This window comes from Mycobacterium sp. (genome assembly GCF_049280035.1).
Classification (GTDB): Bacteria; Actinomycetota; Actinomycetes; order Mycobacteriales; family Mycobacteriaceae; genus Mycobacterium.
This window is the reverse complement of record NZ_JBAPPI010000086.1, coordinates 1-11,459: the sequence shown is the minus strand read 5'-3', so window position 1 is coordinate 11,459 and position 11,459 is coordinate 1. Positions and strand designations below refer to the sequence as shown.

The window sequence follows — 11,459 nt, the reverse complement described above, 5'->3', positions numbered from 1 at the left end:
GGATCTTCTCGACGCCGATTGCCGAGGCCAACTCGGTCAGGTCGTCTTCGTAGTAGGGCGCAATCCAGACATTGTTACGTAGCTGCTCCACCGGATTCTCGGGGAACAGCCGTGGGTGACTGTTAGCGGCTTTCTTCATGCGCTTGATCAGCCGGTGGACGAAGTATGAACCGTTTTCGATGCTGACCGCCTTGAGTTTCGGATGGCGGGTGAACACGCCGTGCACGATCATCGAGGCCATTGTGTCGTGGATAGCCCGATCGTCGGTGAGTATCTGCTCCAACGGCTCCGACCCGCCGAACCCCTCGAAAGTGGATCTGCCACCCCACATTCCGGCTATCTGCAGGTAGCCGCTATCACTCAAGTGGAAGCCCACCGGAACGCCCGCCTCGGCCAGCGCGGCCCACACCGGATCATGGAGGGGATCGCCCAACGACCGCGGCTTGACCACACCGGGCACCGGCGCAGGCCGCACCAGTATCAGCTTCGCGCCGCGCCCCATGACGAATTCCACCTCTTCGAGGGCCTTGTCGGGATCGGCGAGCGAAATGATGGGCGCAGCGATGATGCGGTGGTCAGGCCGGTCGAAGCCCCAGTCCTCATCGAGCCACAGGTTGAACGCATGAAGCGACGCCATCGTCGCCTCGACATCGTGTTTGAGCGCTTCTTCGACGCCACACGCGAACGTCGGCAACATGAACACCGTTTCGATGCCCTGGGTGTCCATCACTGCGATGCGTGCGTCGCGGTTCTGGTATTCGGGGTGCGCCTCGAGTCGCTCGACCTTCATTAGCGATGCCGGGTCGACACCTTCGGGAATCTGACCGCGGAACAGCAGATCCAGGCAGCCCGGCTCGATGATCGGGTCGAATGTGGGGTTAGGGACGAAGCGGTTGACTCGGTCCCCGATGATCGCCTGGGTGTGCTTGCCGTCGCTGAAAATCTGCACGCCCCTTCGGCGGAACTTCTTGTCTAGATGCCGGGTGAAAGCATCCAGCGGTTCGTAGTAGTGGTTGTCGACGTCGATCGCCTTATAGCCCAAGTTCCCCATGATCGTCCTTTCCGGTACCGCAAAAGTCGTTCGTGGCCATCGTCGAAGCGCTTAGCCCGGGAAAACTCGGCGCTCGCTTGTCAAGGAAGCTGGTGATCCCTTCGATGACATCGGGACGTTGCAGCGACTCGTGCAGCAAGGCTTCGGCCCGTGAACTCGCTTGCACTACCTCGCGCATGGCATCACCGTAAGTCTGTCGCTTGATGATGGCCATGGATGCCGGCGAGCAGTTTTGGGCGATGTCTTCGGCGAAGTCCATGGCGCGCTTCATCAGCTGTTCGGGCGGTACCACCTCTCTGACCAGTCCGAGGTCTGCCGCTTCATCGGCAAGGAAGGTCCGGCCGCTCAACAACAGATCGAGTGCGACGCCCCAGCCCGTCAGTCGCGGAAGGATCCACGAGACGCCGTATTCGGCGATCAGGCCACGACGCGCGAATGACGCAGCGAACTTGGCTCCCGCTGCGGCGAACCGCACGTCGCACATGAGCGCCTGCGTCAGACCGATACCGACACAAGATCCGTTGATGGCCGCAATGACCGGCTTGCACAGCGTTGTCAGGTGGTAAGGCTGCCGGTCCCCGACGAGGCGTGACAGCTTGCCCTGGTCGGTCTTCTGAATCGACTGCGTGACACTTCCCACTGCACCCAACTGCGCTCCTGCGCAGAACGCCTTACCGCGACCGGTCAGCACGATCACCCGAACGGCCGCGTCTTCTTCGGCGCGGTCCAATCCTGCATAGAACGCGGTGGCGATGTCACCGCCCCAGGTGTTGAGTCGATCCGGCCGGTTCAACGTTAGGACCGCGACACCGCTCGCAGTCACCTCATAGATCACTGCCTCGTCTTGGGCGGGGTCCGCGACGACGTCGTCCGCGGTGCTCATGTGATCCTCCTGTCGCCCAGCGGCCAGTTATGGCACGCAAATCCGTCGACGGCGTGTTTTAAGTGGCCACTCGCGGCCAACCCTTGAAAGCTTATGCCCATACTGTATACCTATCGGTACCGCGTTCCACAACATCGCTAGGCAGGCACTAGCCCCAGGCGCCGATAGGCCTTTTCGATCTGAGCTTTGGCCTCCGGCGGCAACTTTGCTTGCGGCGGCCGGGAATGCGGGTAGGCGCCGATCGGCAGGCCGAGCACCGAAGCGGCGTACTTGAACGCGCCACCCCAATGCGTGAAGTAATCCGCCCGACCCGGATAGCAGGTGAACCACGATCCGAGGTCGATGTCGAATTGGTCGAGCCCTGATTCGCGGCCGTAGTCCATCGCCTCGACGAGCTTGTCGTTGCACACCAGGTCCCAATACTCGGAGAGCAGCGGCCGCTGCGGCGTCTCGAACAGGTAACCGGCAGTGCCGAGCTGGGCCGGGCAGACGATCCCCTCGCGCAGCCATCCGGCGCGGTACACGGTTTTCTCGCACTCCCAGATCACCAGGCCGGGCGCCAATTCATGCAACAAACGGCTGTTCGCCGGGCGGAAGGCGCCCTCCTTGGTTGCGCAGACGGCTGGGACCTCGTCGTAGATCCGTGCGCCTTCGGCCGCCGTCAACACGTATCCGGAGGAGGGTGAGTTGAACATGCCCAGGGCAATATCGGTGCGCTGACCGATGTATTGGAAGAACCGCAGCACGCCTTCGCCGCCGTGAGCCTCCATCATCGGAGTCTGGATGTAGGCGATGTCGGCGCCGGCGTGCTGGGCATGCAGTGTCAGATCCAGGCAGTCCTTGGCCGACATGGCAGCCGTGCAAGCTTGCACCACGATGTCCGGGTTGGCGGCTCGGGCTTCCTCGATCGCCACCTCCAGCAAGCGCTTTCGCTCGTCGAGCGTCAGCGACCAGAACTCCGCGATACCGCTGGTGCACCATAACAGCGGGTGCCCAAGATCGCTGACGCAGTAGCGAATCAGCGCCCGGTAAGCGTCCCAGTCGATGTCGTCACCGTCGGTGCCGCAGAACGGTGTGTACAGGGAATCGCCGATTCCCCGCAAAGCGCTGCGCGCCCAACCGCGTGCCTCGCCGGCTGTGGCCATCATCGACTCCTTCCAGTCGGCCGACCGTCAGGTGAAGTCCGAACCGCCGTCGACATTGATGTTCGCTCCGGTCATGTAGGAATTGCGGCGCGACGCCAAAAACGCTACTACTGAACCCATTTCGTCCGGCAGCCCGGCTCGTGGCATGTGAGCGGGATGCCCGAAGTGCTTGGCGATGGCGTCCATCAGCTGGTAGGGATCGTCACCGTCGACGCCGACCGACTTGGCCCAGCCGACCAGCGACTCGGACGCGATGCTGCCCGGCGACACCACGTTGACCAGGATCTCGTCTTTGGCCAGCAACAGCGACAAATTTTTGGAGACGCTTGTCAGCGCCGATTTGGCCGCGGTGTAAGCCGGCAGGATCACGCTTTGGCGCTGGGTGGAGTGCGCCGAGAAGTTGACGATCCGCGCCCACGCCGCCTTGCGAAGTAGCGGAAGAGCCGCGCGCACGCAGCGCACCATGCCCATTACGCCGTCGTCGAAAGCCTGATCCCACTGCTCATCGGTGAGATCTTCGAAGCTGCCTACCGCGCCCGGGCCGACCGCGTTGATGAGCACATTGAGCTCGCCGTTCCACCGGTCACCGAGCTCGGCGAACACACCGTTGATTTGATCGGCGTCACGGATGTCGGCTACCAGCCCGAGCGCATCGGGGCTGCCGCGATTCGTCAAGTCTTCGGTCGCGCGGTCGAGGTCAGCCCGGGACCGGGCGATGATCGCGACCCGGGCACCGTCGTCTGCCAGGCAGCGCGCGGCGGCCAGTCCCATGCCGCGCCCACCGCCGACGACGACTGCGGTGGAGTTTGTCAGCCCCAAATCCATGGCAAATACCCGGTTACCGTTCGCTTGCCACCATGCGTATCAAAAAGCCTACGATAGGTATTACAGTAGCAGACGGGGAACGCGACACGGCTGCGTAACCGCAGATCACCGGGCGGCTGCCGGTAGATTCGACGCAGGCGGCCGCGAAGCCGGAACGGCATGCGCAGCATTGATCTTGATGGAGGTGGCGGCAGTGGCCAAGCAAGCAACCGCCGAGAAGCGTCAGCGACGCGAACGCGGGTCCATCAATCCCGACGACATCATCAGCGGCGCGTTCGAGCTCGCAGAGCAAGTGTCGATCGATAACCTGAGCATGCCGCTGCTCGGCAAGCATCTCGGCGTGGGTGTCACCAGCATTTACTGGTACTTCCGCAAGAAGGACGATCTGCTCAACGCGATGACCGACCGCGCCTTGCGCAAGTATGTGTTCGCCACCCCGTACGTCGAAGCCAGCGACTGGCGCGAGACACTGCGCAATCACGCTCGCTCGATGCGAAAAACGTTCATGGGCAACCCAATACTCTGCGATCTGATCTTGATCAGGTCGGCCCTCAGTCCCAGAGCCGCCCGACTGGGCGTCCAGGAGATCGAGAAGGCGATCGCTGGTCTGGTCGAGGCGGGACTGTCGCCCGAAGAAGCCTTCGACACCTATTCCGCGGTGTCGGTACACGTACGAGGTTCGGTGGTGCTGCATCGGCTTCAGGAGAAGAACCAGGCGACGGAGAACGGGGCACGCACCATCGAGGGCGCCATGATCATCGACCCCGAAACCGCGCCGCTGCTGGCCCAAATGACCGCAAAGGGCCACCACATCGGCGCGCCCGACGACAACAATTTCGAATACGGCCTGGACTGCATTCTCGACCACGCCAGTCTCCTTATTGAGCAGCGGTCGAAGTCGACTGGCCGGCAACGCAAACCGGCGAAGTCGAGTGCCTCCCGTGGACGAGCCAAAGCATCGCGTTAACGGGGGCGGAAACCGTTACGGGGTCTCAGGCTCAGGCACGTTGAAATGCTCGTCGCGCAGTCGGAACGCCGCTTTGGTGCCGTGCTCCGCTCGAGTCTTGACGAAGTTGAACTCCCCTGGCGCGAATTGCAGATTGGTTCCGTACGCGTGGAATAGGTAGCTGGCCACTTCCTCACCCTGGTAAGCCTGGATCTGCTCGACGAGCCGAAATGCCTCTTTGGCGATCACCACGCCATCGGCCGGCATTTTCGCGGCCTTCTCCGCCCAGTACCGGGCCCGAGCCGGCGCCAGGCCCGGATCGCAAGTGTCAGTGAAGATTCCGAGGTGCTCGATGGCGCCGGCCTCGATGATGTCGCCGGTCAACAAAAGGCGGCGCGCCAGCACCGGCCCCAACCGATGGAAGAACATGTGCAGGCTACCCAGCGCGGGTCCGAGGAAGCGAGTGGCCGGCATGCCGATCTTCGTATCGCGAGCGATTACCGAGATATCGGTCATCAACGCCATCTCGAACCCACCACCGAGCGCGTAGCCGCTGATCTCCCCCACGGTGACCTTGGGAAAGCCCATCAGGTTGTGGTAGAAGCCAAACGACTTACGGTCCACGGTCAGTCGGCGGCGCTGACTGGGCCGACGCTTTGCCTCTTTGGCGCCTTGCTCGCCGTACCAGCCGTACGCGTTGTTCATGTCCGCCCCGGTGCTGAACACCCCGTCGGCTCCACGCAGCAGCACCACGGTCAGATCGTCGTCCTCGGCCACCCGGTCCAGACATCGGGCGATGGCGTCACGCATGCTGGCGTCGTACGAATTGCGCTGTTTGGGGTTGTTGAAAGTGATGGTGGCGATTCGTTTTTCGGAATCGACATCGAACAGAACGCGGCCATCTGAAGCGTCCGAGACTGTCATGCGCCGGACTCCTTTCTGTTCGTTGGTCGGCCGTTATATGCGGCGCCCACGTCCAGTCGCAGACCGATATTCGACATCCGTTTCGCCTCAATGGTTTTGTCGGTGTCGAAAGCAAGCGTCTTGCGCCGAGCCGCGGCCAGGTGATCCTGTGCCAGCCGGATCGCCCTTGCCGGATTGCCATCGCGAATAGCGTCGAGTAGACGCTGATGGTCGCGCAGCGCGGCTCGCTTGGTCTTGTCCACCATCGGCGTCGGCTCGCCGTCATCGGACCAAACCGAAGACTCGTGCGCAGACCAGATCAGTTCCAACGAGCCGATCAGCAGGATCATCGGCTCGTTGCCGCATCGGGAGACCAGCGTCTCGTGAAACCGGCGCGCATTGGGCACATACTGTGACACATCGTCGAATTGGGTGGTCTGGATCTCGATTTCGTTCTGCAGATAGGGCACCACTTCGGTCATCCGGTCGCCACGTGCGGCGCACATCCCCGCGCAGATCGGCTCGAGATGCATCAGTGCCTCGCTGACGTCCACCGGCGTCGCGGACCTCGCCTGCAGAACCATGCTGATCATGTGCGCGGTCCGTTCGGCCGTCGGATGATGGACGACCGCTCCACCGACATTGCCGCGCCGCACCGAGATCAGCCCGTCGGTCTCCAGGATGTGGATTGCCTCCCGCAACGCCGGTGGGCTCACTCCGAATTCGCCGAACAGGCTTTCCTGAGAAGGCAGGACATCGCCCTCCTTCAGGCGGCCGGACAAGATGTCGTCGCGCAACTTCGAGGCGACGATTTCTGCGACGCGGGGTTGGCGAAAGCGCTGCAAAGCCACGTCAGGTCTTCTCGGGTCGTCGCTTGCCGAATCGAAATCCGGTCAACTTGTCCGGTGTCTGCGCCAGTGTGTTGACCTCACCGATGCACAGCACCTCGTCGTCGAGAAGCAACCGCGCCGTCGACGCGATGCCGCGATCTACCTCGGACCGGGCGATATCGAAACGTAAGTCGGTCAGCACGGGCGTTGGCCGACGGAAGGTCACCTGTAGCGACCGGGTCTTGCCGGACAGTCCCGCAAGGCAATTCTGGTGCTGCATGACGCAGTCGAAGAACACCGCAAGAAAACCGCCGTGAACCAAGCCCGGTGGGCCCTCGTAAACCAGCGGAAATGTGACCTGGCCGGACGCGGTGTCGGCGTCGAGGTGATTGAAGCGGTATTCCGGAAAGCAGGGGTTGAACGCACCGATGTCCGTCGCGTGATCGAGGTAGACGCGCCGGCTGCCATTGTCGGCCGAGTCGTCCGAACCGATTCGCGGCGTGCTGTCCGGCGGAACCGCCGTGCTCAGCTCCCGTTCCCAATCGCTGATCTGCGCGAGAATCGCATCCACTGTCGGATGGGCATGTTCCAACGACAGCAGCAGCGAGCTGAGTCGGCGGATCGCGCCGGCCGTTGCGACGGTCTGCGCAAGGGGAGCTTCGCCGAATCGGGCACTGTCGGCGCCCGTCCGCGCGGGAACGGCCCCTGTTTGACGTTCGCCCATAAGCCCTCTTCCTGATGCAGCTGTTCCGTCGCCGGGCTTTCCTTGCTAAGTTATACAGTGCAGCAATTGTATAGCCTACTGTAGAGGTAACCGTATCGGCGTGGGAAGGGCGGATTTGACAGTGAGTCAAGACCTGGACTCCACGGCGGCCGACGGCTCGCTCAGCGCGAGCCGGGACGGCGCGGTGCTGCGAATCACGCTCGACCGCCCGTCGCAGCGCAACTCGTTGAGCCATAACATGATCGAGACGTTCGTCGCCGCAATGACCGACGCCGCCACCGATGACACGCTGCGGGCCATCCACATCCGCGGCGCCGGCGACGACTTCTGCGCAGGCGCTGATTGGGTTGCCACCAACAGCGGCGCCGACCCACGCCCGCGCACTGGTGACCTCGTCCGCCGCATTCCGCACACCGCTCATCGCGTAATCGAACTGGTGCACAGCGTCCAGCTGCCCGTCGTCTGCAGCGTGCGGGGATTCGCCGTGGGCCTCGGGTGCAATCTGGCCCTGGCCGCTGACTTCACCGTTGCTGCCACCGACGCGGTGTTCTGGGAGCCGTTTGCGGCCCGCGGGTTCAGCCCGGATTCGGGTGCCAGCTGGCTACTCCCCCGCCTGATCGGGCTGACTCGCGCGAAGCAGATGCTGCTGCTCGGTGACAAAGTCAGTGCCACAGACGCCGCGGATTGGGGGTTGATCCACCGCGCCGTCAGCCCCGCAGAGCTCGACGACAGCTGCGAGGAACTACTGGCACGACTGGCTGCCGGGCCCACGGTGGCGCTCGGCCTGGCCAAGCAAGCTATCCATTACGGTCAGCATGCAACGCTGACCCAGTCCATGACGCAAGAACTCTTCGGCCTCGAACTCTCCTGTCGGACCAAGGATTTCAAAGAGGGATTGGCAGCTTTCCGAGAACGACGCCCACCACAGTTCCGTGGCCACTGACTCCCCGAGTCGCTCGACAACGAGGAACGCTGATGTCTGCTAGCTCTGCACGGTCATACGACACCATTAAGTACGAAGTCTCTCGCCACAAGGCCACCATTACCCTGAACCGCCCCGATGCCCTCAACGCGCTCAGCCCGCATATGATCACCGAGCTGCGCAGCGCTTACGGGGAAGCCGAAAACGACGACGCAGTTTGGATTCTCATCGTTACCGCTACCGGACGGGCATTCTGCACCGGCGCAGACGTCAAGGCGATCCCCGGCGATGGCAAGGTGATCAATGAGGCGCCGTATCTGTCCACCTATGAACAGTGGGAAGCGCCGCAGGAGGGCACCCCGCCGTTCCGCACAATGGCCAAGCCGGTGCTCGCCGCGATCAACGGAATCTGTTGCGGGGCGGGGTTGGATTGGGTGACCACCGGGGACATTGTCATCGCGTCCGATAAGGCAACATTCTTCGACCCACACGTCAGCATCGGCCTGGTAGCCGCACGTGAAGTGGTCCGGGTGGCCCGGGTACTACCGCGCTCGATAGCGCTGCGGATGGCGTTGATGGGCAAACATGAGCGGATGAGCGCCCAACGCGCCTATGAGCTCGGCCTGATCAGCGAGATCGTCGAACACGACCGACTGCTGGAGCGTGCCCACGAGATCGCCGACATCGTCAACTCCAATGCGCCGCTGGCTGTTCGGGGCACTCGACTGGCAATCGTCAAGGGCCTCGACTTACCGCTGCACGAGGCCGAGATGCTGGCCGAAGCGTTCCGCGAACGCAACCTGCACACCGAGGATTCTCTCGAAGGGCCAAAGGCATTCGTCGAGAAGCGGCCACCGGAGTGGCAATGCAGATGAGCTTTGAGACCATCCAGCTCCATGTGGAGCGCGTCGACCGGGTCGCCACCATCACCTTGAACCGGCCCGACCAGCTCAACGCGTTCAACCGGACGATGTGTGACGAGATGGCCCGGGCCTGGCGGATCGTCAAGGCGGACGATTCGGTCAATGCCGTGGTGCTGCGGGCAGCCGGTGGCCGAGCGTTCAGCGCCGGCCTCGACATCAAGACACCCTACGGTCAGCCCGAAAACATCTGGAATCACGAGGATCCCGGCGAAGCGCTGAGCCCGAAGTGGCAGAAGATGTGGAAGCCGGTGGTATGCGCGGTGCAAGGAATGTGCACCGCGGGCGCGTTCTACTTCATCAATGAGTCCGACGTGGTCATCTGCTCAACGGACGCGACGTTTTTCGACTCCCACGTGTCGGCGGGGCTGGTCTGCGCGCTGGAGCCGATCGGGCTGATGCGCCGGGTGGGCCTGGGTGAAACATTGCGGATAGCGCTGATGGGCAACGACGAACGGGTCAGCGCCGACACCGCCCTTCGGATCGGGCTGGTATCCGAAGTTGTCGCCGGCGAACAGTTGTGGACCCGGGCGCACGAGATCGCCGCAACGATTGCGGCCAAACCGCCGTCGGCGACCCAGGGCACCGTCAAAGCGATCTGGGAATCACTGGACAAGCCCTACCGAGCGGCGCTGGATCAGGGGCTGATCTACACCCGGTTAGGCAATCCGATCGGCACCGCGGAGCTGGCGGCACGCGATAATGAGCCCGCGCCGGTTCCGAGGGTCCGCTGATGACGCATCCGCTCAGTCGGCGCATCGCCGACGTGCTGGGTCTGGCGCCTGACGCGCCGGCTCTGGAGTATGAGGGCCAATGGCTGTCGTGGGGGGCGCTTGGCCACCTGGCTGACCGGATCTCTTCGCTCGTCGGTAATGGCATCGAGCAACCGCAGGTCGGGATCCTGCTGCGTAATCGTCCGGCGCAGGTGGCCTCGCTGCTCGGCGTGCTGCAGTGTGGAGCGACCGTGGTGGTCATCAACCCGGCTCGCGGCGATGAGCGCACCAAAGCAGACGTCCACCAGCTAGCGCTGCCGGTGATCATCGGCGAGCCCGACGACCTGGCGACACTGGACAAGCCGTCTGCCACGACGGCGGTGTCAATCTCAGACCTTTCCGCCGAGCCGAAAGTGGTTGCGGGAAGCGGGTCTCGCACTCACCAGGATGTGCGGCCCGGCGTCGCGGTACGGATGTTGACCAGCGGCACGACCGGACCACCCAAACGGGTGGACCTCACCTACGACATGCTGGCGCACAGCGTGATGGGTCCGGAGAGTCACCGACCACCGGCACCGAGGGAGTTGCGTCGCGGTGTCGCGATCGTCAACTCGCCGCTGGTGCATATCGGCGGGGTGTTCCGGATACTGCAATGTGTCGCCGAGGCGCGACCCTTCGTGTTGCTGGAGCGATTCGAGCTCAACCGTTGGGCCGAAGCAGTGCGCACGCACCGCCCGCGCGCGGTATCGCTGGTGCCGACCGCGTTGCGGATGGTGCTGCATTCCGAGCTGCGTCGTGAGGATTTGGCGAGTATCCGTGCCGTCACTTCCGGTACCGCGCCGCTGTCGGCTGACGATGCCGACGCTTTCACCGAAAAATATGGAATTCCCGTCTTGACCTCTTATGCGGCAACCGAATTCGGCGGCGGTGTCGCAGGCTGGACGTTGCCCGACCACCAGAGGTATTGGCGGGTCAAACGCGGCAGCGTGGGCCGCGCCAACCCCGGAGCCCAACTGCGGGTGGTCGGCGACGACGGCACGCCGCTCGAGTCCGACCAAGTCGGGCTGCTTGAGGTCAAGCCGGGACAGCTGGGACCGGCGGCGAACTGGATGCGCACCACCGACATCGCACGCATCGATGCCGACGGCTTCCTCTGGATTATCGGCCGAGCCGATCAGGCGATCATCCGCGGCGGCTTCAAAGTGATACCCGACGACGTACGGGCCGCACTGGAGAGCCATCCCGGGGTCGCGGCTGCTGCGGTGGTCGGGCTGCAGAATGAGCGCCTCGGGGAGACGCCCGTCGCCATGGTGGAACTGCGAGAGCGAGCATCTGTCGACGCCGGTGCGCTCGCCGACTTCCTCCGGACGCGGTTGGCGCGCTACGAAATCCCCACCGATATCGCGATCGTTGCTGAACTTCCGAGAACACCGTCCGGCAAGCCCGATCTGAGCACAATCCGAAGCTTCTTCAGCGATACAGTCTCCGCGGCGCAGAGCGACCATGCCGAGTGAATCGCCAACCGTCGGCGAAATCCTGCGAGACCAAGCCCGCAGCAGAGGTGATCATCCGCTGCTGGTGTGCGACGCCGATCGCA

12 protein-coding genes are annotated in these 11,459 nt (G+C 63.4%); 5 read left to right on the top strand and 7 right to left on the bottom strand.

What is annotated here, in order from left to right; translation table 11 throughout:
- The 4 genes from WAN71_RS02875 to WAN71_RS02860 all read right to left on the bottom strand — a co-directional run.
- The coding region (locus WAN71_RS02875; RefSeq protein ID WP_422223883.1) for an amidohydrolase family protein at nt 1-1,051 on the bottom strand (1,051 nt) is incomplete at its 3' end.
- A complete protein-coding gene (locus WAN71_RS02870; RefSeq protein WP_422223882.1) occupies nt 1,032-1,934 on the bottom strand; it encodes an enoyl-CoA hydratase in 903 nt (300 codons plus the stop codon). The genes WAN71_RS02870 and WAN71_RS02875, both read right to left, overlap by 20 nt.
- A gap of 137 nt (nt 1,935-2,071) precedes the next feature.
- Nucleotides 2,072-3,079, bottom strand: a complete 1,008-nt coding sequence (locus WAN71_RS02865) for a dihydrodipicolinate synthase family protein (protein ID WP_422223881.1) — start codon at nt 3,077-3,079, stop codon at nt 2,072-2,074.
- 27 nt (nt 3,080-3,106) lie between these two features.
- Nucleotides 3,107-3,904, bottom strand: coding sequence for an SDR family NAD(P)-dependent oxidoreductase (locus WAN71_RS02860; protein ID WP_422223880.1), 798 nt, complete (start codon nt 3,902-3,904; stop codon nt 3,107-3,109).
- A 178-nt stretch (nt 3,905-4,082) separates the two neighbouring features.
- Here WAN71_RS02860 and WAN71_RS02855 point away from each other — a divergent pair, with 178 nt between their 5' ends.
- Nucleotides 4,083-4,871, top strand: a complete 789-nt coding sequence (locus WAN71_RS02855; protein ID WP_422223879.1) for a TetR/AcrR family transcriptional regulator — start codon at nt 4,083-4,085, stop codon at nt 4,869-4,871.
- Nucleotides 4,872-4,886: 15 nt separating this feature from the next.
- On the opposite strand, the gene WAN71_RS02850 is transcribed toward WAN71_RS02855, so the two are convergent.
- From WAN71_RS02850 to WAN71_RS02840, 3 genes are read right to left on the bottom strand one after another with little or no spacing between them, the layout of a single operon-like run.
- Nucleotides 4,887-5,774, bottom strand: coding sequence for an enoyl-CoA hydratase/isomerase family protein (locus WAN71_RS02850; protein WP_422223878.1), 888 nt, complete (start codon nt 5,772-5,774; stop codon nt 4,887-4,889).
- Complete coding sequence (locus WAN71_RS02845; protein ID WP_422223877.1) at nt 5,771-6,604, bottom strand: FadR/GntR family transcriptional regulator; 834 nt, start codon at nt 6,602-6,604, stop codon at nt 5,771-5,773. Before WAN71_RS02845 ends, WAN71_RS02850 begins: the two co-directional genes overlap by 4 nt.
- A 1-nt stretch (nt 6,605) precedes the next feature.
- On the bottom strand, nt 6,606-7,307 hold the full coding sequence (locus WAN71_RS02840; protein WP_422223876.1) for a hypothetical protein: 702 nt from the start codon (nt 7,305-7,307) through the stop codon (nt 6,606-6,608).
- A 121-nt stretch (nt 7,308-7,428) separates the two neighbouring features.
- Between WAN71_RS02840 and WAN71_RS02835 the strand changes: the two genes are divergently transcribed.
- Genes WAN71_RS02835 through WAN71_RS02820 form a run of 4 tightly spaced genes read left to right on the top strand, consistent with a single transcriptional unit; the run spans nt 7,429 to nt 11,376 of the window.
- Nucleotides 7,429-8,250, top strand: coding sequence for an enoyl-CoA hydratase/isomerase family protein (locus WAN71_RS02835; RefSeq protein ID WP_422223875.1), 822 nt, complete (start codon nt 7,429-7,431; stop codon nt 8,248-8,250).
- A 32-nt stretch (nt 8,251-8,282) separates the two neighbouring features.
- Nucleotides 8,283-9,104 (top strand): enoyl-CoA hydratase/isomerase family protein, encoded by an 822-nt coding sequence (locus WAN71_RS02830; protein WP_422223874.1) that lies wholly within the window; start codon nt 8,283-8,285, stop codon nt 9,102-9,104.
- Nucleotides 9,095-9,883, top strand: a complete 789-nt coding sequence (locus tag WAN71_RS02825; RefSeq protein ID WP_422223873.1) for an enoyl-CoA hydratase/isomerase family protein — start codon at nt 9,095-9,097, stop codon at nt 9,881-9,883. The genes WAN71_RS02830 and WAN71_RS02825 overlap by 10 nt, the downstream gene beginning before the upstream one ends.
- Nucleotides 9,880-11,376, top strand: coding sequence for a class I adenylate-forming enzyme family protein (locus WAN71_RS02820; RefSeq protein ID WP_422223884.1), 1,497 nt, complete (start codon nt 9,880-9,882; stop codon nt 11,374-11,376). The genes WAN71_RS02825 and WAN71_RS02820 overlap by 4 nt, the downstream gene beginning before the upstream one ends.
- The last annotated feature ends 83 nt before the right edge of the window (nt 11,377-11,459 follow it).